Below are 25,054 nucleotides of genomic sequence, written 5' to 3' on the forward strand. Positions count from 1 at the left end.
CCCGCGCAGGCGCCCGGGGCCGGTCCGGGGCGCCTCATGTCGCCTCCGAGCGGTCGGCCGCCATCCCCACCGCGTCCAGCAGTGCCGTCCCCACGATCAGGTCGGCGCCGCCGAACTCGGGGTCGTCGAGCACCGTGCCGTCGTCGACGGAGAACAGGAGGCGTCGCTCGCCCTGCCGGTAGGCGGTGCCGACCGGGGGGCTCGCGGCGTGCACCGCGAGCAGGGCGACCAGGTAGGGCAGCTCCGTGTCGCGCCGCCGGGCCTCGGCCAGGAGTCCCGACAGGCGGCGTGGGGCGTCGTGTTCCAGGTCGAGCAGCTCCATGGCGGAGGCGAGCTGCTCCTCGCTGAACCGGCTGTCGTCCGGGGTGGCGATCAGGTCGGGTTCGGGCATCTCGGCGCCCAGGTGTTCGCGTTCCAGGGGCGGGGTGAGCAGCATGTCGACGAGGTCTCCCACCCGGACCGAGGTGGGGGTGCGCAGGCCGGTGCCCCGGGCGAAGAACGCGTCGGTGGCCCGGATCGCCTGCTCGACGGGGAGCGGCAGCAGCGGGGCCAGGAGCTGCCCGTACAGATCGAGCCCGGTGCGGGCGGCCGGCGCGGCGAAGGACTGCCGGTCCTGCTCGGCGCGGAACAGCGGTCCGGCCTCCAGCAGCCGGGACTGGAGCTGGGTGTGGCGGCGGATGCAGTCCTTGACGATGTCGACGAGCTCGGCGGCCCGGCGCTTGTGCTCGGGTTCCTCCGCCTCGTCGCGGGCCTTGCGGATGTTGGTGAGGATCGCGTTCTCGTGGCGGTAGCGGTCGGCCACGTGGTCGAGGGCCTCGGCGATCATGTCGGGCACGGCGTTGAGCCAGTCGACCGCTCGGACGTTGCGCCGGGTCGCGTCGAGGGTCTTGCGGAGGGTCTCCGCGTACTGCACGGTCCGGTAGCGGGCCTGTTCCGCGGCGAGCTGGGCGTCGGCGAGGCGGCCGCGGCTGATCAGGACCTCCAGCTTCACCTCGGCGGCGATCTGGGCGCTGGTGACGTCCGTGTCGAGCGCGCCGACCAGGACGTTGACCGCTTCGTCGGTGGCACGCAGATAGACACTGCCGCCGTATCCCGGGACTTCCTCGATGAGCTTGAAGTCGTAGTCCCGGCGGACGTAGACGCCGTCGGGCCCGAAGGTGCCGTACACCGCGCGGAAGCCGCGGTCCACACTGCCGACGTTGATCAGGTTCTCCAGCACCCAGCGGGCGACCCGTTCGTGCTCCTCGACGGGGCGGCGGGGGGCCTGCGCGGCGACGCGCGGGAGCAGTCTGGCCACTATCTGGTCGTGGTCGGCGCCGGTGTCGAAGTCCATGTTCAGGGTGACGAGGTCGATCGCCGCGAGGGCGACCTCGGACATCGCGTACACCGTGTACTCACCGGCGAGGTTCGCCTTGCGCACGTCGAGGTCGTGCAGCGGCGCGGTGCAGGCGAGAGCGCGCAGCCGCCGCGAGAGCCCCTCGTCGGCGGCCGGGCCGGGTGCGGGCCGCGGCCCCGCGCCGAGCCGGTGCGCGGCGTTGTCCGTGTAGGCAGGCGAAGTCACGCTGGACAGATTAGGTCCTCGGACTGACAACGGTCGAAACGGCGCAGATGCGGCCGCTTGCCCCGGAGTCGGTCATGCCCTGGCCCGGGGTGCGGCGGCAGGGTGGCCGGCGCTGTCAGAGCGCCGGTGCGTCCGGCCCGATCCTGCTGCGTACCGCCGACTGCACCTCGGCCTCCTCGGCCGGATCGGCGGCCAGCCTGCGCAGCCGTTCGGCCACCCTGATGTCACCGGTCTCCGCATGGCGTGCGGCGACCTCCCGGGTCGTCTCCTCGCAGTCCCACAGGCATTCGACGGCGAAGCCGGTGGCGAAGGAGGGGTCGGTGGCGGCGAGGGCCCTGGCGGCCCTGCCCCGCAGATGGGAGGAGGACGTCTCGCGGTAGACGTGGCGCAGTACGGGGGCGGCGCAGGCGATGCCGAGCCGTCCGGCGCCGTCGACGAGGGTCCACAGCCGGAGTGCGTCCGGTCCCTCGCCGCGTACGGCGTCGCGCAGGGCGCCGAGGACCAGGGACGCGTCCTGGGCGCTGCCGCGGCCGGCCAGTACGCCTGCCGCCGAGGCGCCGAGCGCGTCGGGCCGCCGGGCCCAGCGGCGGGCCCGTTCCACGGCGTCCTCACCGCACATCCGCTCGAAGGCGGCGACGGCCGCTTCGGCGACGGTGTGCGAGGCGCCGGCCGCCGCGGCCTCGATCAGGTCGAGCACGGCCGGGTCCCGGACCTCGGCCGCGAGGTAGTGCAGCGCGGCGCAGCGGGCGCCGTCCGGACCGCTGCGGGCGGCCTCGACGATCACGGGCCGGTCCTCGGGTCCGGCCACCGCCGAGAGGCAGCGCGCGGCCGGCACGTGCAGGACGCTGCCGCGGTCGAGCCCTTCCTGGGCCCAGTCGAAGACGGCCTGGACGCTCCAGCCGGGGCGGGGGCCGCCCGGTCGCATCTGGCGTTGCCAGCGGTCGAACGAACCCTGCTCCGATGCTGCGCGCACCCGGGCACCGACCGATTCACGCGGGTCGTCGGCCCAGAGCCGCCAGGGCCGGGGCTCGAAGGCGTCGCGGACGGTGGCGGCCAGCTCGGCGCGGCCCTCGGCGTCGTCCGGGAAGCGGGCGAGCACGGGTACGGCGAGTGACCGGAGTCCGGCGTCGTCGTCGCGCAGCGCCAGCTCGTCCAGGGCCCACGCCCAGTTGGAGCCGGTCGCGGCGTAGCGCCGCAGCAGGTCCAGGGCGTCGTCGCGGCCGTAGGAGGCGAGGTGGCCGAGGACCGCCAGGGCCAGGCCGGTCCGTGAGTCCTCCGTGTCGAGGTGGTCGTCGGCGTCGAACAGGTGCCGCTCGATCTCCTCGATGCCGCCGTCGAGATCGAGATACAGACGTGCGTAGTAGAGGGAGCGGTTCTCCACCTGCCAGTCGTGACGCGGATCGCTCAGGACGCAGTGATGGAGAGCCGCCAGGGCCTCGGGGCGTGGTGCGGCGAGTGCGTGGAGCGTGCCGTCGCCGCGGCCCCTCTGCAGCAGGCCGAGCAGCGTGCCGCTCGGCGCTATGAACGGATCGAACATGGGGAAAGCCTCACATCAAGCTGTCGACGCAACCGGGACTGTGCAGTTCCATGTGCCGGGTGGGCACTAGACCGCGCAGCAACATGATCGGCCGACCGCCGTCTTCTGCCTGGTGCAGACCATCTTCCCTGCCTCTCGTCGGTGGCCCGAATCGGGCCCGCGACGTCATGATGACCCAGCCATTTCGCCACCGCGACCACATTTACGGCGAAGCCCGGTCAGCGGGTGCCGAAGAGTTCCAGCAGGTCGGCCTTGCCGAACATGCGCGCCGTGTCCACCGCGGAGGGTGTTCCGGACGCCGGATCGGCCCCCGCGTCGAGCAGCGCCCTGATCACCGCGTCCTCGCCCTTGAAGACGGCTCCGGCGAGCGGCGTCTGCCCGCGGTCGTTGGCACGGTCCGCGTCGGCGCCACGGGAGGTCAGGGCCGTGACGGCGGCCACGTGCCCGTGGTAGGCCGCGAGCATCAGGAGCGAGTCGCCGCGGTCGTTGGTGAGGTTCACCGGGACTCCGGCGTCGACGTAGGCGGCGAGCGCGTCGCTGTCGCCCTGCCGTGCCAGGTCGAAGACCTTGGCCGCCAGTTCGATCACCTCGGGATCGGGGGTTTCGCTCATCGGAGGACCGCCTTCCATTAACGGTTCGGGCCGGCTCCGGCCCGCTGGGGCGTGTGCCGCGTGGGCCGTACGAGTGAATCGACAGGGTACTGCCAGGAGGTTCACATACCCCGGCCCGCCCTTGGCAAATGATCACGTCGTGTGACGGCGGAGAGATGTCCGTCACGCCGGAGGCCGCCCACCGGAGCCTCCGCGTCCGCCAGTCCAGTGAAAAAACCGACTTTTCACCCAATTGCAGCTTTTATCCTATAGATACTTCCGGTGAGCTTGGAAGGACTCATGGTGACTGTCCCCCCAACCAGGAGAACCACTCATGATCCTTTCCATGTCAGGCGTCGTCATCCTCGGCATCATCGTCTTCCTGTTCTTCAGGAAGGACGGCCTCAAGGCTTCGCACGCCCTCGTCACCGCCCTGTTCGGCTTCTACCTGGCCGGCACCGCCATCGCACCGAGCATCACCGCGGGCGGAGCGAGCCTCGCCGGCCTCTTGGGCGGGATCAAGTTCTGACCCTCCGCTCCCGCTCCCACCCCCTTCAGGAGACAGACGTGGCCCGGCGACCACTCCCCCGCATTCTGAGCAGCGGCAGCGCTTCGATCACTCGCAGTCGAGAGTTCGCGCGCACGGCCGCCGACAGCGCCACCGACGTGCTCCATCCGCTGATCATGATCACTCGTGGTCTGCGGTTGCTGGCCGGTGCAGGACGGCAGAAGTGGGCCGCGACGCCCAAGGACCGGCGTGGTCCCACGCTGTTCCTCGTCGCGGCCTGCGTGCTCGTGGTCGCGCTCATCCCGTACGGGCCGCTCCTGGCTCTCGTCACGGTGATGGGCGCAGCCGCATGGAAGGGACGGGAACGCACACCCGTCAAGACCGGCCCCGACGAGGCGGAGACCGGGCGCCTGCAAGCCCTGTACGAGGCGCTCGTGCCGTACTTCTCGACGGCCGACGACCCCAGTCCGCTGTTCGCCCACGGCGGCGACTGGGACAAGGTCTTCAGTGGGTACGCGTTCGACGGAGACGGCCGTGTCAGCCGTCTCAGCGTCACGTACCCCGCCTACTTCACCGACAGCGAGGCCGACTCCCGGGCCCGGATCGAACAGCTGCTGCACGCCAAGTCGGGCCGCGGCCGGGAGTACCGCTTCAGCTGGGACGAGGAGGGCAACCGGCTCGTGATGAACGTGCTCGACGCCCTGCCCACCTCGATCACCGCCCAGCGCTTCGTCACCGCCCCCGGCGAGACCGTCCTCGGCTTCACCGACGAGGACGCGGTGCAGCGCACCGTGCCGGTCAGCGACGGCGACGACACCCGGGACGCGCCCGGGGTCGTCTGGCGGACCGGCGCCCGCTCCACAGAGCCGCACCTGCTGATCGCCGGCCAGCCCGGCAGCGGCACCACCACGCTGATGCGCTCCATCGCCCTGCAGGCGCTCCAGCAGGGCGACGTCCTGATCATCGAGGGCAGCGGCACCGGAGAGTACGCGTGCTTCACCGGACGCGAGGGCGTCCTGGCCGTCGAGTGCGGGCTCGCCGGCGCGCTGTCCACCCTGGAGTGGGCGGCCAGCGAGACGGAACGGCGGCTCATCGAGGCCAACCGGGCCCGGCAGTCCGGTCACGCCGCGCCCGAGGACACCCGGCGCCCGCTCTGGATCCTGCTGGACCGGCCGAGCGTGCTCGGCCACCTCGCCGCAGCCGACGGCGGGCCCGATCCGCAGGAGTTGCTCCAGGTGCCGCTGCGGCACGGCCGGGCCGCCAATGTCACCGTCGTGATGACCGAGCAGTCCGACACACTCGACGGCCTGAGCGAGACGGTACGGACCCACACCAGGGCCCGGGTCGTGCTCGGCCAGTGCTCCCCCGCCCAGATCGAGTCGGTCCTGGGCCTGGAACCGCACACCACCCCCACCCCGGACGTCCCGCCCGGCCGTGGGTACGCGCGCCTGGGCACCGGCCCGGTGCTGCGCATCCAGGTCCCCGCCACCCCCGATCCGTACGACGACGCGACGAGCGAGGCACAGCGCCAGGCGGTGCTGGGTCTGCTGCCAGAACGGCGTACGGCGATCGAGGCGAACGTGCCCGACCCGGTGACGGCGGAGACCGTGACCGCCTCGGTCGGCATCGAGGGACTCGCCCTCAGCGACTGAGCAGGCGGAACAGCAGGACGGAGGCGGGGGCCCGCGGATCCGCGGGCCCCCGCCTCCGTCCTGTCAGGATTCAGGCGCTCAGGCCACGAAGGTGCGGGGCGCCTCGGCCCCCGCGCCGGCGCCCGAGCCGACCAGCTGGGCGGCGGCCGCGAGCCGAAGCGCCGCCTCCTCCGCCACCGGACCGCCGACCGTGAACGGCAGCCGCACATAACCCTCGAAGGCTCCGTCGACCCCGAACCGCGGCCCGGACGGCACCCGCACCCCGACCCGCTCCCCCGCCACCGCGAGCCGCGAGCCGGACAGGCCGCCGGTGCGCACCCAGAGCGTCAGCCCGCCGCGCGGGACCGCGAACTCCCAGTCCGGCAGCTCCCGGCGCACCGCAGTGACGAGCGCGTCCCGGTTGTCCCGCGCCTGCTCCCGGCGGATCTGCACGGCCTGCTCCCAGCCGCCGGTGCGCATCAGCCAGTTGACGGCCAGCTGTTCGAGGACCGGGGTGCCCATGTCCGCGTACGCGCGGGCGGCGACCAGGCTGCGGATCACGTCCGGGGCGGCGCGCACCCAGCCGATGCGCATCCCGGCCCAGAAGGCCTTGCTGGCCGAACCGACGGTGAGGACGGTGCTGCCGGCCGGGTCGAAGGCGCAGACCCGGCGCGGCATGTCCACGTCGTCGTCCAGGTACAGCTCGTGCATCGTCTCGTCGACGACCAGGACCGTGCCGGCCGAGCGGGCGGCGTCCACCAGCGCGCGGCGGCGGTCCTCGTCGGCCAGCGCCCCGGTCGGGTTGTGGAAGTCCGCGACGACGTAGGCGAGCCGGGGAGCCGCGTCCCTCAGCACCTGGCGCCAGCGGTTCATGTCCCAGCCGCCGAGCCCCTCCTCCATGGCCACCGGCACCAGACGGGCGCCGGCCTCCCGCATCAGCTGGAGGATGTTGGCGTAGCTCGGGGACTCCACCGCGATCCGTTCGCCGCGGCCCGCGAAGAGGTGACAGATCGCGTCGATCGCGCCCATCGCCCCGGTGGTGACCATGATCTGCTCGGGCATCGTCGGGATGCCGTCGGCGGTGTACCGGTCGGCGATCATCTGCCGCAGCGCGGGGAGCCCCGCCGGATAGTCGCCGTGGGTGTGCGCGTACGGCGCCAGCTCCTCCAGGGCGCCCTGGACGGCCCGGGTCAGCCACGGTTCGGGGGCGGGCAGCGAGGCGCAGCCCAGGTCGATCATCGATCCGAGCGCCTCGGGCGGCAGCGGTTCCAGTCCGCGGGCGGGCAGCGGGTTGCCCGCAGGCACCGCCGTCCAGCTGCCGGCCCCGCGCCGCGACTCGAGGAAGCCCTCGGCCCGCAGTGCCTCGTAGGCGGCGGCGACCGTCGTACGGCTGACGGAGAGGGCCAGCGCCAGTTCGCGCTCGGCGGGCAGCCGGGCGGCGACCGGGACCCGGCCTTCGAGGACGAGCAGCCTGATCCCGTCGGCGAGCGCGCGGTAGGCCGGCGGCCTGCGGGTGCCGGGGCCCGCGGGCCGGGGCTGCTGGGCGTGGAGCTGCCGGGCGAGCTGTGCCGCACCGACGGCCGAAGTCCACTGCGCCATGAGAATCAGTCCACCTTCCTCGGATTGGCCATAGTTGGCAGCCAATCCCCTGCCACAGAGTGACATGCAGCAGTCCACGACCACCACACCAGGGGGCACCACTTGTCCATCACCGCCGTGCCGCGCGGGGCGCACCTCACCCGTCGCCTGATCCAGCTCTACGCGGGCCTGGCCCTGTACGGGGCGAGTTCGGCACTGCTGGTCGTCGCTGGCCTCGGCCTGGAGCCGTGGGGCGTGCTGCACCAGGGGCTCGCCGAACGCACCGGGATCAGCATCGGCGTCGTCTCGATCATCATCGGCGCGATCGTGCTGCTGCTCTGGATCCCGCTCCGCCAGCGGCCGGGGCTGGGCACCGTATCGAACGTCTTCGCCGTCGGTCTCGCGATGGACGGCACCCTCGCGCTCGTCCCCGAGGTGCACGGGCTCGTGGCGCAGGCCGGGGTGATGGTGGCGGGGATCGTCCTCAACGGTGTGGCGACCGGGCTCTACATCGCCGCCCGGTTCGGTCCCGGACCGCGCGACGGACTGATGACCGGGCTGCACCAGCGGACCGGCCGGTCCATCCGGCTCGTCCGCACGGCGATCGAGGTGGCGGTCGTGGCCACCGGATTCCTGCTCGGCGGTTCCCTCGGCGTGGGCACGGTCCTGTACGCCCTGGCCATCGGCCCGCTCGCCCAGTTCTTCCTGCGCTTCTTCGCGATCACGGAAAGCGGTGGCACCACGGTCACCGCCCCGCCTTCCGCGCAGGCCATACTGCCGCAGTGACTTCCGTACGCCACCCCTATCTGGACCACCCCGCACCGCTCGCGTTCGCCCACCGGGGCGGGGCGGCGGACGGGATCGAGAACACGGCGGCCGCGTTCCGCCGTGCCGCCGACGCCGGGTACCGCTACTTCGAGACCGATGTGCACGCCTCGGCGGACGGCCGGCTGGTCGCCTTCCACGACTCCACCCTGGACCGGGTCACGGACTCCCGGGGCCGGATAGCGGAGCTGCCGTGGAGCGAGATACGGCGGGCCCGGGTGGCCGGGCGTGAGCCGCTGCCCCTGTTCGAGGAACTGCTGGAGGCGTTCCCCGGGGCCCGCTGGAACGTGGACATCAAGGCCGGCCCCGCCCTCGGACCCCTGGTCGAGCTGATCCGCCGGACGGACTCCTGGGACCGGGTGTGCGTCGGTTCGTTCTCCGAGGCCCGGGTCGCCAGGGCGCACCGGCTCGCGGGCCCCCGGCTCGCCACCTCCTACGGCGTCCGCGGAGTCCTGGGGCTGCGGCTGCGCTCGTACGGCATTCCGGCGGCGCTGCGGTCCGGCGCGGTCTGCGCACAGGTCCCGGAGACCCAGGGCGGTGTACGGGTCGTCGACCGGCGCTTCGTGCGCGAGGCGCACGCGCGCGGACTCCAGGTGCACGTCTGGACGGTGAACGAACCGGAACGGATGGCAGCGCTCCTGGATCTCGGAGTGGATGGCATCATGACCGATCACATCGAGACGCTGCGTACGGTGCTGAGCGAGCGGGGGGCCTGGGCCTGACGCCGGCCCGGATGACGTCTCCCCGGGGAGAGACGAGGGGTGCGCCATGACCGCCGAGACCGCGGACACCGCCGAACCGGCGGACGGCACGGGCGGTACGGGCGGTCCCGAGGAGCGGCGGCGGGAACAGCGCGGCTGGTACTTCTACGACTTCGCGTGCTCCGTCTACTCGACGAGCGTCGTCACGGTGTTCCTCGGGCCGTATCTGACCTCGGTCGCCAAGGCCGCCTCCGACGCCGAGGGGTACGTCCATCCGCTGGGCATCCCGGTCCGCGCCGGATCGCTCTTCGCCTACACGATCTCGGCCTCGCTCGTGCTCGCCGTGATCCTGATGCCGATGGCGGGCGCCGCGGCCGACCGTACGGGCCGCAAGAAGCCGCTGCTCGCGGTGGCGGCGTACACGGGTGCCACCGCGACGGCGGCGATGTTCTTCCTGGACGGCCACCGCTATCTGCTCGGCGCGTTCCTCCTCATCGTGGCGAACGCCTCGATCTCGGTGTCGATGGTGCTCTACAACGCCTATCTGCCGCAGATCGCGGAGCCCGACGAACGCGACGCGGTCTCCTCCCGGGGCTGGGCCTTCGGCTACACGTCGGGGGCGCTTGTCCTCGTCCTCAACCTGATCCTCTACACCGGCCACGACTCCTTCGGCCTCTCCGAGTCGGACGCGGTGCGGATCTGTCTCGCCTCGGCCGGTGTCTGGTGGGGTGCGTTCACCGTCATACCGCTGCGCCGGCTGCGCGACCGGGCGATGCCCGGCGGCGGCGAGGCGGCTGGTTCCGGAGCGGTCGGCGCCGGGTGGCGGCAGCTGAGGGCGACGTTGCGCGACATGCGCCGTCACCCGCTCACCCTCTCCTTCCTGCTGGCCTACCTCGTCTACAACGACGGCGTGCAGACCGTGATCTCGCAGGCCTCCGTCTACGGTTCCGAGGAACTGGGCCTCGACCAGACGACGCTGATCACGGCGGTGCTGCTGGTCCAGGTGCTCGCCGTCGCCGGGGCCCTCGGCATGGGACGGATGGCCCGGGTCCACGGCGCGAAGCACACGATCCTCGGGTCGCTCGTCGTCTGGACGCTGATTCTCGTCGCCGGCTACTTCCTGCCCGCCGACTCGCCGGTGTTCTTCTACGCACTGGCGGCGGCGATCGGCCTGGTCCTCGGCGGCAGCCAGGCGCTGTCGCGCTCGCTCTACTCGCATCTGGTGCCGCGCGGCAAGGAGGCCGAGTACTTCTCCGCGTACGAGATGAGCGACCGCGGACTGAGCTGGCTGGGGCCCCTGGTGTTCGGGCTCGCGTACCAGCTGACCGGCAGTTACCGGGATGCGATCATCTCGTTGGTGATCTTCTTCGTGATCGGTTCCGTGCTGCTCGCGAGGGTGCCGGTACGGCAGGCCGTGGCCGCGGCGGGCAATCCTGTTCCCGAACGGATTTAGACGTTGAAGTGAAAGGCCGGTAGTGTACGCCTTTGGCCTGCCCGGGAGGACCGTTACTGCGAGTGGAAGCACCCGAACCGTTGGGTGACAACTTCCGCCAGATGTGACAAACCGGGCATGGGCGGGTACATGAACACTCGCAAACCTGAAAATGCAGCGGCACGACGGGCGACGCATGACCGGCAACGGGAATCTTTGCCGCCGACCGGACGTTGACCGGATGACGACGACAGCGACACCTGTCCTGTGGGCGACAAGCCCGGGAGGCACGATTCATGAGTGAGCGAGCTCTCCGCGGCACGCGACTCGTGGTTACCAGCTACGAGACGGACCGCGGCATCGATCTGGCCCCGCGCCAGGCGGTGGAGTACGCATGCCAGAACGGACATCGATTTGAGATGCCGTTCTCGGTAGAGGCGGAAATTCCGCCGGAGTGGGAGTGCAAGGCGTGTGGCGCCCAGGCACTCCTGGTGGACGGGGATGGCCCCGAGGAGAAGAAGGGCAAGCCTGCGCGCACGCACTGGGACATGCTCATGGAGCGGCGCACACGCGAGGAGCTGGAGGAGGTGCTGGCCGAGAGGCTGGCGGTTCTGCGCTCCGGCGCCATGAACATTGCCGTGCATCCGCGGGACAGCAGGAAGTCTGCCTGACCGCGTAGCACCGCATCGAGACAGAGCCGCGGGCCGCGACACCTTGTGTGTCGCGGCCCGCGGCTCTGTGCGTGGGCCTTGGGCGACCGACTGCGGGGGTGCGGTGCGGGTTGCCCTCTTGGACCTGGGCCCGTCTCGGCGGTACGGCTCGGTCCCGTTCGGCCGAGGCCGGAGACGTCCTCAAGCGCCGGACGGGCCTGGTACTCGCCGGACGGGCCTGATCCGGCCGGTTACTTCGTCAGCGGCGGGCGCGGGGGGTCCGTCGGGTTGGGGGGCTCCTCGCGGATCACCTCGCCCTGGACGACCTTTCCGTCCGGGCGGTGCATGCGGGCCTGCTGGAAGGCGTCCGAGAGGCCGCCGGGGGCCGCCGCGGTCATCCGGCGTTCCAGCGAGCGCTCCGTGTACCTGCTGAGGGCCGACCGGACCGGCGGCACCAGGAGCAGCAGTCCCGCCACGTCCGAGATCATCCCCGGAATCATGATGAGCAGCCCGCCGAGCATCAGGAAGCCGTTGCCCCGGGTGCTCGAAGGGGCGGGCGAGGAGCCGGCCGCTCCGGGCTGCCCCGGCATCTGCTGGAGCGTCTCGGTGAGATTGCGGAAGGCGCGGCGGCCGGCCCGCTTCATCACCACGGCCCCGAGGACGACCCCCGCGGCCAGGAGCAGCAGCACGGTGAAGGCGCCTGCCGCGTCCGCCACCACGATGAGCAGCCAGATCTCGAGCACCGCCCAGGCGGCGATGGCGAGAGGTACGAAGGTCCGGGCGCGCGAGCGCCTGCGGGCGGTCGGGGGCGGTGTGCCGGTCGTCATACTCCCAGTGTGCCTGGCCCGGCGTCCGGACGGGGTAAGGGGGTGACGGCGGCCCACCGCGGCCGGATCAGGGCGTGCGGCGGCCGAGCACCCGGTTCGTACGGCTGGTGACGCCCCACGCGGTCACGCGCCACAGCGCCTCGACGAGGATGTCGCGGCTCATCTTGGAGTCGCCGACCTCCCGGTCCACGAAGGTGATCGGGACCTCGACGACGTGGTAGCCGGCCTCGATCGAGCGGCGGGCCAGGTCGACCTGGAAGCAGTAGCCCTGCGAGGCGACCTCGTCGAGGCCGATGCCCTGCAGGGTCTCGGTGCGGAAGGCCCGGTAGCCGCCGGTGACGTCGCGCGTCTGCAGCCCGAGCATGATCCGCGAGTACGTGCTGCCGCCGCGGGAGATCATCTCGCGGGACTTGGGCCAGTTGACCACCCGGCCGCCCGGCACCCAGCGGGAGCCGAGGACCAGGTCGGCACCCTTGAGGGCGGTGAGCAGCCGGGGCAGTTCCTCGGGCTGGTGGGAGCCGTCCGCGTCCATCTCGACGAGGACGCCGTAGTCGTGGTCCATGCCCCAGCGGAAGCCGGCGAGGTAGGCCGCGCCGAGCCCCTCCTTGCCCTTGCGGTGGAGCACGTGGACCTGGCCGTCGGCCGCGGCCAGTTCGTCGGCGAGCTTCCCGGTGCCGTCGGGGCTGTTGTCGTCGGCGACCAGGATGTCGGCCTCCGGCACGGCGGCGCGCACCCGGCTGACGATCGGCTTGATGTTCTCGGCCTCGTTGTAGGTCGGAATGATCACCAGAGCTCTGCCGAGCGGGCCGTATCGCCTCTGACCGCCGTCGTTCACTTACTGCCCCTTAAGTCCGTACGCAGGTGCACACCATATCGAGCGCGGCGGCGCCGCAGACCGGCCCGGTCGGGCGGCGCGGCAAGCGGCGGCGGACAGAAGAGCGGAAGTGCGGACAGAACTGCGGATCGGGGCCCGGCGTCCTTCGGGCCGACCTGGGACCCGCCGGCTGCGGGTCGACCTAGAGCCGTTGTCTACTGAACGTCCGGGCCCCACCCGGGTCGCACCCTCCGCCCGGCTGAAACCTTCCCTCGCCCCCGAGGCGCGGGCGCTGAACCTGGCTGTCAGTGGCGGTACGCCGGTGCGGCGCACCACCCCATGACCCAGCGGCGTTCGACGACTGCGTGGACGTTTAACCGGTCGGACGTCCTGTGGTGGACTCGACCGAACCTACCGGCCGGTGGGCGCATTCTGTCAATAGTTGCCTGACCTGCATCGTTTACCGAACGTGCCTGGTCAGTCCCGAAGATCCCCAGGTCGTGGCAGAGCGGGGGCACCTTCGATCGGCGGTACGAAATGTCCGGACGTCACTCGTTCGGCCGTACGTAGACAGTTTGTCCGAACACGACCGTGCGCAGGCAGACCGGGAGTTCGCCGCCCGGGCTGAGATCGGGCAGCCCGGGCGTCCCGGACCTCGGGTCGGTCGACCAGCGGGCGACCCGGTCGTCCGGGGCCTGGACCACCAGTTCGTCGGTGCGCCAGACCGCGTAGTCGGCCGGGGCGCCGGGCACCAGGGTGCCCGCGTCGTCGCGGCCGACGGCCCGCCAGCCGCCCCTGGTGTGGGCGGTGAAGCCGGCCCGTACGGAGATCCGGTGCTCGAGCGTCCGGTGGAACGCGGCGGCCCGCACGGTCCCCCACGGGTCCAGCGGGGTCACCGGGCTGTCGGAGCCGAACGCGAGGGGCACACCGGCCCGCAGGAGCGCCGCGTAGGGGTTCAGGGTCCTGGCCCGCCCGGCGCCCAGCCTGCGGGCGTACATGCCCTCCTCACCGCCCCAGGCGGCGTCGAAGGCGGGCTGCACCGAGGCGGTGAGGCCGAGTTCGGCGAAAGCGGCGACGGTCTCGGGGGTCAGCATCTCGGCGTGCTCGATGCGGTGCCTGGCGGCCCGGACCCGGCCCAGGCCGACCTTCTCGGCCGCCGCCCTGAAGCCGTCGACGACGGCGGTGAGCGCCGCGTCGCCGATGGCGTGGAAGCCCGCCTGCAGCCCGGCCCCGGTGCACGCCGCGACATGGGCGGCGATCTGCGCGGCGTCCAGATGGGCGGTGCCGGAGACCGGCGCGTCCGCGTACGGCTCGTGCAGGCAGGCGGTGTGCGAGCCGAGCGAACCGTCGACGAAGAGGTCCCCGGCCGCGCCCACCGCGCCGAGCTCCCGCACACGCTGGGCGTCCTTCTCGTCGCCGACCCGCTCGGCCCAGTAGCCGAAGACCCGCGGCCCCGGCTGTCCGGCCGCGAGCTTCAGCAGCGAGGTGAAGTCCTCCTCGTCGGAGATGTCCGGGCCGCCGCACTCGTGGACCGTGCCGATCCCGAGGGACGCGGCACGCGCCAGCGCGGCCCGCTGGGCGTCGGCGCGCTGCCGCGGCGAGACGGCGCCGTGGGCGGCCGCGCGCACCGCGTGGTGGGCTGCGCCGGTCAGCGGCGCGTCGGGCCGGTAGCCGGTCATCGCGGTGACGCCGGGGACGAGATCGAGCAGCGCGGTCGTCACGACCGCCGAATGCACGTCGACGCGGGGCAGGTAGACGGCCCGGCCGGCCGCCGCCTCGTCGAGCTCGGCGCGCGAGGGCGGGCGCTGCTCCGGCCAGCGCGTGGCGTCCCAGCCGTGGCCCAGGACCACCCCGCCCGCGGGGTGCGCCGCCACGTACGTCCGGACGAGGGCGAGGGCCTCGCCGAGGGTGCGGGCTCCGGAGAGGTCGAGGCCGGTGAGGGCCAGACCGGTCGACGTGGTGTGCACGTGGGCGTCGGTGAACGCGGGCGTGACCAGGGCCCCTTCGAGGTCGATCACTTCGTCGACGCCGCTCGCGAAGGCGTCGGCGGCCCCTTCGGAGCCCACCCAGGCGACATGCCCCCGTTCGACCACCATGGCGGTGGCGAAGGGGTCGGCGGGGCTGTGGACGTCTCCACCGCGCAGCAGCACGGTGCGGTGTTCGCTCTGGGGGGCGGTGCTCTCGGTCATGAGCACCAGTCTCCCGCCTGCCGGGGCGCGGGCGGCGCGCGACCCCCTCAGATCTGCGGCGGGCGCGCCTCGTAGGGCGTGGAGAGCACCACGGTGGTGCGGGTGGACACCCCGGCGAGCGAACGGATCCGGGTGAGGAGGTGCTCCAGCTCCAGCGGGGTCGCGACCCGCACCTTGAGGATGTAGTTCTCGTCGCCCGCGACGCTGTGGCAGGCCTCCAGCTCGGGGACACCGGCGAGCCGTTCCGCGATGTCGTCGGGAGCGCTCGGGTCGAAGGGCTTCACCGAGATGAACGCGGTCAGGGGCAGCCCGACGGCCTCGGGGTCGACGACCGCGGCATAGCCCCGGATCACCCCGCGCTGCTCCAGCCTGCGGACGCGCTGATGAACGGCCGAGGTGGACAGGCCGGTGGCCTTGCCCAGGTCGGTGTAGCTCATCCGCCCGTCCTTGACGAGCAACTCCACGATTTGACGGTCCAGCTCCTCCATATGGATCAATCTATGGCCCCGGCACCCTCCAGGCACAGCCGTGTGCGGCCGGGAGAGGCACCTGCGGCGGGCATGTGACCAATGCCACAGGTTTACGGGTCAGTAGCCGGGCGCCTTGCGGTTACCGCGGATGCCCGACGGGAAGTGCTTGCTGTGGTCGAGGCCGTGGCGCCTTGTCGGCCCACCCGAGGGGGGAATTCCCATGCAGAGCCTGAAGCTCACCGGACGTACCGAACCGGAGCCCGTTGATCCTTTCGAGGACACCGCTCCCGACGCGTACGACACGTTCGAGATGTACCGGGTCATCTGCCCGGACTGCGCGCAGCCCATCGCGCTCCTGGCGGACGAGGACGTGCTGCCGGAGCACGCGCTGTGCCCCACTCCGTGGAACCCGTTCGTCCTGACGGTGTGCGCCGGCACCGGCCGTGCCGCGTCGAAGGCCCGGCCGGCCGACGAGTCGGCCGACGCCCAGGAGCAGGAGACGGCCCTGCTGCTGACGCTCCCCCAGGGACTCGACTGGAGGATGCAGCCGTTCTCGCACGCCGGCAGCAGCGGCTCGCGCCCGTTCCGGGTGCCGCAGCAGCTGCGCCGCGACGCCGCCTGAGGCAGCCCGGGCCCGGTCCCGTCGTCCTCGGACGGCGGGGCCGGGAGACCGGCGCCGCAGCGGGGTGGCAGCCGCCCCTGCGGCGCGCCATGAGGACCTGACGAACAGGCGCCCGAATCGGCCGGGCAGTGACCCGGCGCCGCCCCGCGCCGTTGGCCCGTCATGACCCTGCTGCACTCCACGGCCGGCCCCGGTCGCCGCCGCCTCGCCGCTCCGGCCTCCGAAGAATCGGTTCCGCAGTCCCGCACGGCGCCGACGCAGACCGAGACGCCGCGTCCGGCGCCGCGCTCCGGGCCCCACTCGACCGATCCGCCCATCTACCGGGCGCTCCTGCGGCACTGGGAGGGCACCGGCCGGACCCTGCCGGGCCGCCATGACCAGGAGTGGAACCGGATCATGACGACACCGGTGTGGTCGGACCGGCCGCTGCGGGTCAGCGGGTCTCAGGACCCGCGAGGTGGCGGGCGATGACCATCCGCTGGATCTGATTGGTCCCCTCGACGATCTGCAGCACCTTCGCCTCGCGCATCAGCCGCTCGACGGGGAAGTCCAGCGTGTAGCCGTATCCGCCGAGCACCTGGACGGCGTCGATGGTGACCCGCATCGCCGCGTCCGTGCAGAACAGCTTGGCCATGGCCGCCTGACGCGAGAAGGGGCTCCCCGCGTCGCGCAGCCGGGCGGCCTCGAGGTAGAGCGCGCGGCCCGCCTCGATCTGGGTGGCCATGTCGGCGAGCATGAACCGCAGTCCCTGGAAGTCCGCGATGGGGCGGCCGAACTGCTTGCGCCCGGTGGCGTAGGCGACGGCCTCGTTCAGCGCCGCCTGGGCCACACCGATGGCGCAGGCCGCGATGCCCAGCCGGCCGGAGTCGAGCGCGGACAGGGCGATCGCGAAGCCCTGCCCCTCCTCACCGATCCGGCGCGCGTCGGGCACCCGCACCCCGTCGAAGTGCAGCTGGGCGGTGGGCGATCCCTTCATCCCCATCTTCTTCTCGGGGAGGGCGGCGCTCAGCCCCGCCGCGTCGCCGGGGACGAGGAATGCGGTGATGCCGCGGGCACCCTCGGCTCCGGTGCGGGCCAGGACCGTGTAGAAGTCGGCGACGCCGCCGTGGGTGATCCACGCCTTGGTGCCGGTGATCACCCAGTCGTCGCCGTCCCGGACGGCCTTGGTGGTCAGGGACGCGGCATCGGAACCCGAGGCGGGCTCGGAGAGGCAGTAGGCGCCCAGCAGGCCGCCGCCGAGCATCGCCGGGAGGTGTTCGGTCTGCTGGTCCTTGGTGCCGTAGCCGGCGACCGCGTGACAGGCCAGGGAGTGGACACTGACGCCGAGTCCGACGGTGAGCCGGGCGGCACTGAGCTCTTCGAGGACCTGGAGGTAGACCTCGTACGGCTGGTCGCCGCCGCCGTGGGCGGAGTCGTAGGGCAGGCCGAGCAGTCCTGACTCGGAGAGCAGGGTGAAGACTTCGCGCGGGAACCGGCCCGCATCCTCCTCCTCGGCCGCCCGCGGCGCGATCTCCCGCTGGGCGATGTCGCGGACGAGCGCGATGAGTTGCCTGGATTCCTCGGTGGGCAGACGACGTTCCACCAACTGCGGGGCACGGTCGGACATGACGGCGCTCTCCTCCCTGTCGGGCGTTGCGGCGGTCGCGCGCGCGGGGTGTGAGCGGCGCCGCCGGGGGATCTCCGGACGATGCCCGGAAAACACTGCTGCCCAGCCGATGTTGCCCTCCCGGATTACGAGAGGCGCTGGCCAGCGGCTGTGGCGGCTTGAGTATGCCCGATCGGACGGTATCCGTCACCGGTTGGCAGAAGACGCCCGGAAAGAGGCGGTGACGGCCGGGACGATCACCGGAATTGGTCCGAACCATTGACCCGACTGGTCTAGTCCATCTACGGTTCCCAGCGAAACCGGCTTTCCGCGTTCATGCCAAGTTCGTCTGCGTGCACCGACGGGTACGCATTCGTGTCCGCGCGACCGTACGTCCGCTCCACAGGTGCGCGTTCGCATGTCGTCGAGAGCCGGCCGTCCACTGGCACGTCCCCTCCCCCACGAGGAGCAACCATGACCGGACTGCATCGCCCGGGAGCCCGCCTCAGGGCCCTCGCCGCTGCCGCCTGTACCGCCGCCCTGGGCGCCGCCCTGCTGGGCGTCGCGGGCACCGGATCCGCAGGCGCGGCCCCCGCCGCCGCGCAGGCGGCCGCACCGGCAGCAGCACCGGCCGCCCCCACAGCGGCCGGCAGCAAGGTGGTCGGATACTTCACCAACTGGGGTGTCTACGACCGCAATTACCACGTCAAGAACATCGAGACCTCCGGCTCGGCCGACAAGCTGACGCACATCAACTACGCCTTCGGCAACGTTCAGGGCGGCAAGTGCACGGTCGGCGACTCCTATGCCGACTACGAGAAGACCTACACCGCCGACCAGTCGGTCGACGGGGTCGCGGACACCTGGGACCAGGATCTGGCCGGCAACTTCAACCAGCTCCGCAAGCTGAAGAAGCTGCACCCGGACCTCAAGGTGATCTGGTCGTTCGGCGGCTGGACCTGGTCCGGCGGTTTCGGTGAGGCCGCGCAGAACCCGGCCGCGTTCGCCGAGTCCTGCTACAACCTGGTGGAGGACCCCCGCTGGGCCGATGTCTTCGACGGCATCGACATCGACTGGGAGTACCCGAACGCCTGCGGTCTGACCTGCGACACCAGTGGCCGTGACGCCTACGGCAACCTGCTGGCGGCGCTCCGCTCCAAGTTCGGCACGGACAACCTGGTCACCTCGGCCATCACCGCGGACGGCTCCGAGGGCGGCAAGCTCGACGCCGTCGACTACGGCGGCGCTTCGAAGTCCGTCGACTGGTACAACCCGATGACGTACGACTTCTTCGGCGCCTGGGACGCGAAGGGCCCGACGGCCCCGCACTCCCCGCTCACCTCCTACACGGGCATCCCCAAGGAGGGCTTCAACAGCACGGCGGCCATCGACAAGCTGAAGGCGCAGGGCGTCCCGGCGTCCAAGCTGCTGCTCGGCATCGGCTTCTACGGCCGCGGCTGGACGGGCGTCACCCAGGACGAGCCGGGCGGCACGGCCACCGGTGCGGCGGCGGGCACGTACGAGGCGGGCATCGAGGACTACAAGGTCCTCAAGAACAGCTGCCCCGCCACCGGAACGGTCGCCGGCACGGCGTACGCGCACTGCGGCACCAACTGGTGGAGCTACGACACCCCCGCCACCATCGGCACGAAGATGGCGTACAAGAACGAGCAGGGGCTGGGCGGCACCTTCTTCTGGGAGCTGAGCGGTGACACCACCAACGGCGAGCTGATCAAGGCGATCAACTAGGGTCTTTCGTTTGGATCTGGCTGGATCAGGGAGCGGGGTCCGGTGCGTGCAGCTGCAAGGCGGAGGAGGGAGTCGGATGGGGTCTCCCCTGCTCGAGCGAAGCCGAGAGCATGGGCGACTGACGACAACGCGGCAGATGCGTGTGCCGGGGCCCGCGAGCCCGGCATGATCCGAACGAGAGGCCCTAGGTCTCACGGGCACGGGTTGGAGGCGGGGCGGGGAGCCGGGCGGGCTCTCCGCCCCGCCTCACGTCGTGGCTCCGCCCCGGGGCGTCACGGCCCGCGAGGCGGTCACATCAGGCCGAGCTGGGTGACGAGCATGGCGATGACGACGACGAGCGTCCAGCCGGCGAGGTTCTCCAGCAGCTTGGAGCGGTCCTCGGGCCCGCCGGTACGGGTGCGGCGGCGGGCGGAAGTGGTGGTTGCGGCGGCGGTCGCGGTCATGGCATCTCGCTCGGTCGGCTGACGGTGGGTGTCCCCCGAGGACCCGACCACAGTGCCAGCCCCGCGGACCCGCGGGGTAGAGACGTGCGTCACTGCCGCGGGCGGGACGGCGCCCGCCGACGGGTACCCGCAATGGCCGGATCCCGCCGACGGCGGGGATCCGGGTGCGCGGGCGGGTCCGGCCGCCCGGCGCCGTCTGTGCCCGATCCCACACGGCGTGCCGGGGCGCGGACACGGAAAGGCCGGCCCCCCACCGCCGTGCGGTGGGGGGCCGGCCGCGTTCCCGCGAAAGGCGTGGCCCGGTATCCGTGAGCGGCCGCGCCCGCGCCGTTCCGACGCCACTCAGCGCCGGCGCGAGCGGCCTCCTCCCGCGCTCCAGCCTGCGCCGACTCCCGCGACGTGCAGGGCAAGCAGCATCAGACCGAGCAGCATGATGTTGCCCGATGCGAACACGTCGTTGGTCGACATGTCGGCTGCGTTGATCAGGAATGCGATGAAGAACAGGACTGCGGCGGCTATACCCAGCATGGGGTGCTCCCTTTCGGTTCGTGGAAGCCGTGTGCCCCCGAATCGCGAAGGTAGGCGCGGTCCGTCGCTCACCTGTTCTCACCCGGCACGGATCAGATCAAGCCGAACGAAGGCAGCGCCCGGCGCCGAGCGGGTGCGGGGCCGGCCGGCCGGCAGGGCCACTCGTGAGACGGCGCGGCGTCAGAGGTGCTGCACTGACCCTCTGGTAACCGCCTACCGCCCGGGCTGCTGCCGGAGTCGGTGACGGGGCCGTCGACCGGGCGCAGGAGCACGGAGTGGCAACCTCTGAAGGGAGAGCTGTGATGGATACTTCTCCGCTGCCGTTCGTGGACGAGCACGCCGAGGTCATCGCGGCGGAGGCCGATGTCGTCTGGTCCCATCTGGGTGAAGTCCTGGACGAGTCGTTCTCACGCCTCGGCGTCGCCGGTTACGCAAGGCTGGTCGGCTCCGCCGACCGCACGGCGTCCGGGCCGCGGCCCCTTGCCGCAGGCTCGACCCTGCCCGGGTTCCGGGTGGTTGCCGCGGTGCCGGGACGTGAGCTGGTCCTGCAAGGGGCCCATCGCTTCTCGACGTACGCCTTGATCTTCCGCATTGAGCACGCAGGCCCGGGCCGGTCACGGTTGAGGGCCGAGAGCCGGGCGGCCTTCCCCGGGCCTGCCGGTGGCATCTACCGATGGCTCGTCATCGGAACGGGTGGACATGTGATCGGCATGCGCCGGCTCCTGTCCTCGATCCGCCGCCGATCCGAATAGCGCACTCTCCCTCCGACCGGTCGCGGACATGCCTCCGTCATCAGGGGGCGACGACACCGCCCACGCCGGCCGCTTTCGCGATCGACTGGAGGGTTGCCTCCGGGGCTGCGGCGAAGGCCGCGCTCGCGGCCGCGATGATGCGGGCGCGGTTGTCCTCGACGTCCGAGCGCATCAGCTGTCGACGGGCCTTCGCCATCTGTTCGTTCGCGGAACGGGAGTCGGTCCTACGGTCCTCGCCCCCTTCTGCGGAGGCGTCTCGGTTCTTGTCACGGGGTGGCGCGCAGGAGGACGAGGGATCCGTCGTAGACCGGCCGGCTGCGGAGGTGGCCGAAGGCTTCGTCCCAGGCACCTGAACCCAGCGCGCGGCGCAGGGAGATGTCGAAGTCCTGACGCGCCCGGTCGTCGATGAAGCTCCAGGCGGAGCAGCCCTGGCGGGCGGCGGGGTTCAGGAGCATCTCGGGGCGGCCGTAGTACGCCTCGTTGAAGCCGTCGGTGCAGTCCAGCGGCACCGGCACGGACTGGATGGTGGTGGCTCCGCCGAGCGCGGTCGTGAGCCGGTCCAGGGACGGGTAGCGGCCGGCCTCGATCTCCAGGACGTCGGGGGCGTACTCGTAGAGCCAGAAGTCGCGCACGCGTGCGGGGTCGCAGGTCAGTACGGCGACAGGGCCGCGCGTGACGCGTCGCATCTCGCGCAGTCCCGCCTCGACGTCGTCCCACTCATGAACGCTGAAGAGGGCCATCGCCGCGTCGAAATGTCCCTGGGCGAAGGGGAGGTCTTCGGCGACTGCGTCGATGGCGGTGGCGAGGCGGGCCGGCCGCCGGGCACGTTTGGCCGGGGACGGCTCGACGGCCGTGATCGTATGTGCCGCGGTCTCGTACGATCCGGTGCCCGCGCCGACGTTGAGGACGATGCGCGCGTCACCGAGAGCCTGGGCGATGACGCGGGCGATGCGCCCGTCCGGGCGGCGAACGGGAGCGGCTAGGGATCCGATGGCCCCGTAGCCGGCGTCACCCCTGCCGTCGTAGGTGTGCATGACCATCCGGGGACCTCCGCCTTTCGGGCCTGGCCGGAGCGGCGGTACTCGCGCCCCGAGCGAAGGCTTCCATCTTGCATCTGCCGGACAGAATCTCCTAGTGCCTGGTGAATGACTGGCTGATCGGCCAAAGTCTCTTGCATGTGCGCCGATGCGTTTGGACGATGCGTCGGCGCGGTGGCGTGAGTGCCGCCGGCCAGTTGCCGGGGCCGGCGATGTTGCGGGGCGCGTTCGTAGGCCGTCTCGTCCGGAGTCCTCAGACCGGGTAGGCGTGGGTCTGCGTCGCCTTCACCGTCGCCCAGACCTCCGCCCCCGGGCGCAGGTCGAGTTCCGCGGCGGAGGCCGTGGTCAGATCCGCGGCGAGCGGCAGCTCTCCGGTGAGGTCGGCGCGGATCTGGTCACCGTGGGTCTCCAGACCCGCGATCCGGCAGTGCCAGAGGTTGCGGGCGCTCGCGCCGGCGGGGCGGTCGCGGTGGAGGGTGACAGCGTTCGGCGGGAAGGCGACGAAGACCGGGCCGGACAGGTCCTCCGTGGTCGCGACGGCGGGCCCTGCATCGAGGCGGACGGTGTGGCCGTCGGCCGTACCCCGGTAGAGGTTCAGGCCGACCAGCTGGGCGATGTAGTCCGTACGGGGATGGCGGGCGATGTGGGACGGCGCCCCCTCCTGGACGACCTGGCCGTCCTCGACGACGACCAGACGGTCGGCCAGCACCATGGCGTCCAGTGGATCGTGCGTGACCAGGACGGCGACGGCCTCGAACTCGGCCAGGTGCTGCCGGAGCTGCGATCGGACCTCCAGCCGGGTGCGTGCGTCCAGTGCCGCCAGCGGCTCGTCCAGGAGCAGCAGCCGGGGGCGGGTGGCCAGCGCGCGTGCCAGGGCGACACGCTGGGCCTGGCCGCCTGACAGCTTGCGCGGCCTGGCGTCGGCGTGGTCCGCGAGACCCAGCCGCCCCAGCCACTCGGCGGCTTGTGCCCGTGCCGCCGCCTTGCTCGCGCCCTGGCAGCGCGGTCCGAAGGCCACGTTGTCCAGGGCGGTGAGGTGCGGGAAGAGCAGGTAGTCCTGGAAGACGACGCCGACGGGGCGTGACTCCGGCGGCGTGCGTTCCAACGCGGCGCCGTCCAGGCGCAGGTGGCCGCCGGTGAGCGGGGTGAGGCCGGCGAGGGTGCGCAGGGCGGTGGTCTTGCCGGCGCCGTTCGGGCCGAGCAGGGCGACGACTTCGCCGGGTGCGACGGTCAGCGTCACGTCGAGCCGGAAGGTGCCGCGCTCGACGACGAGGTGGGCGTCGAGGCCCTCTTCGGGCCTGTCGGCACGGATGTCCCGGGCGGGATCGGGAGTCTTGGTCATCCTGCTGTCATCCAACGGTCGCGCAGGCCGGCCAGCACCGCGATGGACACGGTGAGCAGGACCAGGCTGAGGGCGATGGCCGCCTCCGGGTCGCTCTGCAACGCCAGGTATACGGCCAGCGGCATGGTCTGGGTACGGCCGGGGAAGTTGCCGGCGAACGTGATGGTCGCGCCGAACTCGCCCAGGGCGCGGGCCCATGCCAGTACCGCGCCCGCGGCGATGCCGGGCGCGATCAGCGGCAGCGTGACCCGGCGGAACGCGGTGAAGCGGGAGGCGCCGAGTGTGGCGGCGGCCTCCTCGAAGCGCGGATCGGCGGCGCGCAGGGTGCCTTCGACGCTGATGACGAGGAACGGCATCGCGACGAACGCCTCCGCGATCACGACTCCCGCCGTGGTGAACGGCAGGGTGATGCCGAACCAGTCGTCGAGCGTCTTCCCGACGATGCCGTTGCGGCCGAGCGCCATCAGCAGGGCGACACCGCCGACCACGGGGGGAAGGACGAGCGGCAGGGTGACGAGGGCCCGTACGAGACCGCGGCCGGGGAACTCGACGCGGGCCAGCAGCCAGGCCAGAGGCACGCCGATGACCAGACTGACCGCGGTGGCGGCCGTGGCGCAGACCAGGGACAGCTGGAGCGCCTGCCAGACCTCGGCGCTGGTCAGCAGCTCGGGCAGACTGGTCCACGGGGCCCGTACGAGCAGCGCGATCAGTGGCACGATCAGGAAGGCCAGACCGAGCAGCGCGGGCACCAGCAGTGGCAGCGGTACGCCACGACCGCCGCCCGTCCGGGCGCGCCGACGCCGCGGCCGGCCCTGGAGGGTGCCGGTCGCGGCGTCGGCCTTGTTGAACTTCGTCACGGCTTGAGGAACCCGGCCCCGGTCAGGACCTGCTGACCCTGGGCCGACCGCACCAGGGCGATGAACGCCTTGGCGGCCTCGGAGTTCTTCGTGTCCTTGAGCTCGACGATCGGGTAGTCGTTGATGGCGTCCGCGGACTCGGGGAAGTCCACGCCCTCCACCTTGTCGCCGGCCGCGTGCACGTCGGTCTTGTAGACGACGGCCGCGTCGGCCTCCTTCAGCTCGACCTTGGTCAGCGCGGACTTGACGTCCTGCTCGTAGGAGACGGGGGTGAGCTTGAGCTTGCTTGCGTCGAGGGCCTTCTGGGCGGCGGCGCCGCAGGGCACCTCCTTGTCGCAGAGGACCACCTTGAGGCCGGACTTGGTGAGGTCCTTCAGGGAGGAGACCTTGTCCGGGTTGCCCGGCAGGGTGGCGATCTCCAGCTGGTTGCGCACGAAGGTCGCGGGTGTACCGGAGGCGTCGCCCGCGTCGGTGACGATCTTCATCGTCTTGGGGCTGGCAGAGGCGAACACGTCGGCCGGGGCACCGCCGGTGATGCTCGCGGCGAGGGAGTCGCTGCCGCCGAAGCTGAAGGTGACCTTCGTGCCGGGGTTCTCCTTCTCGAACTCCTTGCCCAGCGCGGTGAAGCTCTCCTTGAGGGAGGCGGCGGCGAAGACGGTCACCGTCCCGGACAGCTTGTCCGACGAGGACGCGGAGGAGTCCGAAGTGGCCGACGAGGAGTCGTCGGACGACGAACATGCGCTCAGGGCCAGCAGGGCAGCGGCGCCGGCACCGGCCACCTGAAGTGTCCGGCGGGTCCGGCGCGCGGTACGGGTCATCACGGTTC

The 25,054-nt window shown here is 71.9% G+C and carries 25 protein-coding genes; 9 read left to right on the plus strand and 16 right to left on the minus strand.

What is annotated here, in order from left to right; genetic code table 11:
* Nucleotides 1–34 precede the first annotated feature (34 nt).
* The 3 genes from OG408_RS06750 to OG408_RS06760 all read right to left on the minus strand — a co-directional run bounded on the left by OG408_RS06750 (nt 35) and on the right by OG408_RS06760 (nt 3,709).
* Nucleotides 35–1,561 carry a hypothetical protein gene (locus OG408_RS06750; protein ID WP_326668861.1) on the minus strand — a complete coding sequence of 509 codons (1,527 nt, stop codon included), beginning with the start codon at nt 1,559–1,561 and terminating at the stop codon, nt 35–37.
* A 115-nt stretch (nt 1,562–1,676) separates the two neighbouring features.
* Nucleotides 1,677–3,098 carry a HEAT repeat domain-containing protein gene (locus tag OG408_RS06755; protein ID WP_326668862.1) on the minus strand — a complete coding sequence of 474 codons (1,422 nt, stop codon included), beginning with the start codon at nt 3,096–3,098 and terminating at the stop codon, nt 1,677–1,679.
* 218 nt (nt 3,099–3,316) lie between these two features.
* Nucleotides 3,317–3,709 (minus strand): ankyrin repeat domain-containing protein, encoded by a 393-nt coding sequence (locus OG408_RS06760; RefSeq protein WP_326668863.1) that lies wholly within the window; start codon nt 3,707–3,709, stop codon nt 3,317–3,319.
* Nucleotides 3,710–4,022: 313 nt separating this feature from the next.
* Here OG408_RS06760 and OG408_RS06765 point away from each other — a divergent pair, with 313 nt between their 5' ends.
* Together OG408_RS06765 and OG408_RS06770 are read left to right on the plus strand one after the other, a co-directional pair.
* Nucleotides 4,023–4,217 carry a hypothetical protein gene (locus OG408_RS06765; RefSeq protein ID WP_018103962.1) on the plus strand — a complete coding sequence of 65 codons (195 nt, stop codon included), beginning with the start codon at nt 4,023–4,025 and terminating at the stop codon, nt 4,215–4,217.
* Between the two features lie 38 nt (nt 4,218–4,255).
* Complete coding sequence (locus OG408_RS06770) at nt 4,256–5,848, plus strand: hypothetical protein (RefSeq protein WP_326668865.1); 1,593 nt, start codon at nt 4,256–4,258, stop codon at nt 5,846–5,848.
* Between the two features lie 78 nt (nt 5,849–5,926).
* On the opposite strand, the gene OG408_RS06775 is transcribed toward OG408_RS06770, so the two are convergent.
* Complete coding sequence (locus tag OG408_RS06775) at nt 5,927–7,426, minus strand: SCO1417 family MocR-like transcription factor (protein WP_266776405.1); 1,500 nt, start codon at nt 7,424–7,426, stop codon at nt 5,927–5,929.
* Nucleotides 7,427–7,528: 102 nt separating this feature from the next.
* Here OG408_RS06775 and yczE point away from each other — a divergent pair, with 102 nt between their 5' ends.
* The 4 genes from yczE (at nt 7,529) to OG408_RS06795 (ending at nt 11,034) form a co-directional block, all read left to right on the plus strand.
* The gene (gene yczE, locus OG408_RS06780) at nt 7,529–8,191 is read left to right on the plus strand and encodes a membrane protein YczE (protein ID WP_266776407.1); all 663 of its coding nucleotides are present in this window, start codon (nt 7,529–7,531) and stop codon (nt 8,189–8,191) included.
* Complete coding sequence (locus OG408_RS06785; protein WP_266776409.1) at nt 8,188–8,952, plus strand: glycerophosphodiester phosphodiesterase; 765 nt, start codon at nt 8,188–8,190, stop codon at nt 8,950–8,952. The genes yczE and OG408_RS06785 overlap by 4 nt, the downstream gene beginning before the upstream one ends.
* A gap of 46 nt (nt 8,953–8,998) precedes the next feature.
* Complete coding sequence (locus OG408_RS06790; protein WP_266776411.1) at nt 8,999–10,384, plus strand: MFS transporter; 1,386 nt, start codon at nt 8,999–9,001, stop codon at nt 10,382–10,384.
* A 275-nt stretch (nt 10,385–10,659) separates the two neighbouring features.
* Nucleotides 10,660–11,034, plus strand: a complete 375-nt coding sequence (locus OG408_RS06795; protein WP_003959706.1) for an RNA polymerase-binding protein RbpA — start codon at nt 10,660–10,662, stop codon at nt 11,032–11,034.
* 230 nt (nt 11,035–11,264) lie between these two features.
* Here OG408_RS06795 and fxsA read toward each other — a convergent pair whose 3' ends face one another.
* From fxsA to OG408_RS06815, 4 genes are all read right to left on the minus strand, one after another.
* Entirely contained in the window at nt 11,265–11,840 is a 576-nt protein-coding gene (gene fxsA, locus OG408_RS06800; protein ID WP_266776412.1) for an FxsA family membrane protein, read from the minus strand.
* 67 nt (nt 11,841–11,907) lie between these two features.
* Nucleotides 11,908–12,675, minus strand: coding sequence for a polyprenol monophosphomannose synthase (locus OG408_RS06805; protein ID WP_266776414.1), 768 nt, complete (start codon nt 12,673–12,675; stop codon nt 11,908–11,910).
* Nucleotides 12,676–13,202: 527 nt separating this feature from the next.
* Entirely contained in the window at nt 13,203–14,843 is a 1,641-nt protein-coding gene (locus tag OG408_RS06810) for an amidohydrolase (protein WP_326668872.1), read from the minus strand.
* Between the two features lie 47 nt (nt 14,844–14,890).
* On the minus strand, nt 14,891–15,331 hold the full coding sequence (locus OG408_RS06815) for an Lrp/AsnC family transcriptional regulator (protein WP_024493538.1): 441 nt from the start codon (nt 15,329–15,331) through the stop codon (nt 14,891–14,893).
* 202 nt (nt 15,332–15,533) lie between these two features.
* On the opposite strand from OG408_RS06815, the gene OG408_RS06820 reads away from it, so the two are divergent.
* On the plus strand, nt 15,534–15,935 hold the full coding sequence (locus OG408_RS06820; protein WP_266776418.1) for a hypothetical protein: 402 nt from the start codon (nt 15,534–15,536) through the stop codon (nt 15,933–15,935).
* A gap of 433 nt (nt 15,936–16,368) precedes the next feature.
* Here OG408_RS06820 and OG408_RS06825 read toward each other — a convergent pair whose 3' ends face one another.
* Entirely contained in the window at nt 16,369–17,541 is a 1,173-nt protein-coding gene (locus OG408_RS06825) for an acyl-CoA dehydrogenase family protein (RefSeq protein WP_285566181.1), read from the minus strand.
* Nucleotides 17,542–17,994: 453 nt separating this feature from the next.
* Between OG408_RS06825 and OG408_RS06830 the strand changes: the two genes are divergently transcribed.
* A complete protein-coding gene (locus tag OG408_RS06830) occupies nt 17,995–19,269 on the plus strand; it encodes a glycoside hydrolase family 18 protein (RefSeq protein WP_326668877.1) in 1,275 nt (424 codons plus the stop codon).
* Between the two features lie 290 nt (nt 19,270–19,559).
* On the opposite strand, the gene OG408_RS06835 is transcribed toward OG408_RS06830, so the two are convergent.
* Together OG408_RS06835 and OG408_RS06840 are read right to left on the minus strand one after the other, a co-directional pair.
* On the minus strand, nt 19,560–19,712 hold the full coding sequence (locus tag OG408_RS06835) for an SCO1431 family membrane protein (protein ID WP_266776425.1): 153 nt from the start codon (nt 19,710–19,712) through the stop codon (nt 19,560–19,562).
* Between the two features lie 342 nt (nt 19,713–20,054).
* Nucleotides 20,055–20,240 carry a hypothetical protein gene (locus OG408_RS06840; protein ID WP_326668880.1) on the minus strand — a complete coding sequence of 62 codons (186 nt, stop codon included), beginning with the start codon at nt 20,238–20,240 and terminating at the stop codon, nt 20,055–20,057.
* Nucleotides 20,241–20,542: 302 nt separating this feature from the next.
* On the opposite strand from OG408_RS06840, the gene OG408_RS06845 reads away from it, so the two are divergent.
* On the plus strand, nt 20,543–20,992 hold the full coding sequence (locus OG408_RS06845; protein WP_326668882.1) for a hypothetical protein: 450 nt from the start codon (nt 20,543–20,545) through the stop codon (nt 20,990–20,992).
* A 40-nt stretch (nt 20,993–21,032) separates the two neighbouring features.
* Here OG408_RS06845 and OG408_RS06850 read toward each other — a convergent pair whose 3' ends face one another.
* The 5 genes from OG408_RS06850 to modA form a co-directional block, all read right to left on the minus strand.
* Complete coding sequence (locus OG408_RS06850; protein ID WP_326668885.1) at nt 21,033–21,188, minus strand: hypothetical protein; 156 nt, start codon at nt 21,186–21,188, stop codon at nt 21,033–21,035.
* A 70-nt stretch (nt 21,189–21,258) separates the two neighbouring features.
* Entirely contained in the window at nt 21,259–22,032 is a 774-nt protein-coding gene (locus tag OG408_RS06855; protein ID WP_285566171.1) for a class I SAM-dependent methyltransferase, read from the minus strand.
* A 250-nt stretch (nt 22,033–22,282) separates the two neighbouring features.
* On the minus strand, nt 22,283–23,371 hold the full coding sequence (locus OG408_RS06860) for an ABC transporter ATP-binding protein (RefSeq protein WP_285566169.1): 1,089 nt from the start codon (nt 23,369–23,371) through the stop codon (nt 22,283–22,285).
* Entirely contained in the window at nt 23,368–24,228 is an 861-nt protein-coding gene (gene modB / locus OG408_RS06865) for a molybdate ABC transporter permease subunit (protein ID WP_326668889.1), read from the minus strand. Before modB ends, OG408_RS06860 begins: the two co-directional genes overlap by 4 nt.
* Nucleotides 24,225–25,046 (minus strand): molybdate ABC transporter substrate-binding protein, encoded by an 822-nt coding sequence (gene modA, locus OG408_RS06870; RefSeq protein ID WP_326668891.1) that lies wholly within the window; start codon nt 25,044–25,046, stop codon nt 24,225–24,227. Before modA ends, modB begins: the two co-directional genes overlap by 4 nt.
* Between the last annotated feature and the right edge of the window lie 8 nt (nt 25,047–25,054).

This window comes from Streptomyces sp. NBC_01257, assembly GCF_035917255.1.
Taxonomy (GTDB): domain Bacteria; phylum Actinomycetota; class Actinomycetes; order Streptomycetales; family Streptomycetaceae; genus Streptomyces.

Bases quoted from the DNA above. Each gene is read 5' to 3' on its own strand.
- OG408_RS06755 (WP_326668862.1), bottom strand. From the start codon at position 3,098: ATGTTCGATCCGTTCATAGCGCCGAGCGGCACGCTGCTCGGCCTGCTG.
- OG408_RS06845 (WP_326668882.1), top strand. From the start codon at position 20,543: ATGGATACTTCTCCGCTGCCGTTCGTGGACGAGCACGCCGAGGTCATC.
- OG408_RS06790 (WP_266776411.1), top strand. From the start codon at position 8,999: ATGACCGCCGAGACCGCGGACACCGCCGAACCGGCGGACGGCACGGGC.
- OG408_RS06775 (WP_266776405.1), bottom strand. From the start codon at position 7,426: ATGGCGCAGTGGACTTCGGCCGTCGGTGCGGCACAGCTCGCCCGGCAG.
- OG408_RS06855 (WP_285566171.1), bottom strand. From the start codon at position 22,032: ATGGTCATGCACACCTACGACGGCAGGGGTGACGCCGGCTACGGGGCC.
- OG408_RS06815 (WP_024493538.1), bottom strand. From the start codon at position 15,331: ATGGAGGAGCTGGACCGTCAAATCGTGGAGTTGCTCGTCAAGGACGGG.
- OG408_RS06835 (WP_266776425.1), bottom strand. From the start codon at position 19,712: ATGACCGCGACCGCCGCCGCAACCACCACTTCCGCCCGCCGCCGCACC.
- OG408_RS06810 (WP_326668872.1), bottom strand. From the start codon at position 14,843: ATGACCGAGAGCACCGCCCCCCAGAGCGAACACCGCACCGTGCTGCTG.
- OG408_RS06765 (WP_018103962.1), top strand. From the start codon at position 4,023: ATGATCCTTTCCATGTCAGGCGTCGTCATCCTCGGCATCATCGTCTTC.
- OG408_RS06760 (WP_326668863.1), bottom strand. From the start codon at position 3,709: ATGAGCGAAACCCCCGATCCCGAGGTGATCGAACTGGCGGCCAAGGTC.
- OG408_RS06840 (WP_326668880.1), bottom strand. From the start codon at position 20,240: ATGCTGGGTATAGCCGCCGCAGTCCTGTTCTTCATCGCATTCCTGATC.
- OG408_RS06795 (WP_003959706.1), top strand. From the start codon at position 10,660: ATGAGTGAGCGAGCTCTCCGCGGCACGCGACTCGTGGTTACCAGCTAC.
- OG408_RS06825 (WP_285566181.1), bottom strand. From the start codon at position 17,541: ATGTCCGACCGTGCCCCGCAGTTGGTGGAACGTCGTCTGCCCACCGAG.
- OG408_RS06850 (WP_326668885.1), bottom strand. From the start codon at position 21,188: ATGGCGAAGGCCCGTCGACAGCTGATGCGCTCGGACGTCGAGGACAAC.
- OG408_RS06820 (WP_266776418.1), top strand. From the start codon at position 15,534: ATGCAGAGCCTGAAGCTCACCGGACGTACCGAACCGGAGCCCGTTGAT.
- OG408_RS06830 (WP_326668877.1), top strand. From the start codon at position 17,995: ATGACCGGACTGCATCGCCCGGGAGCCCGCCTCAGGGCCCTCGCCGCT.
- modA (WP_326668891.1), bottom strand. From the start codon at position 25,046: ATGACCCGTACCGCGCGCCGGACCCGCCGGACACTTCAGGTGGCCGGT.
- fxsA (WP_266776412.1), bottom strand. From the start codon at position 11,840: ATGACGACCGGCACACCGCCCCCGACCGCCCGCAGGCGCTCGCGCGCC.
- OG408_RS06860 (WP_285566169.1), bottom strand. From the start codon at position 23,371: ATGACCAAGACTCCCGATCCCGCCCGGGACATCCGTGCCGACAGGCCC.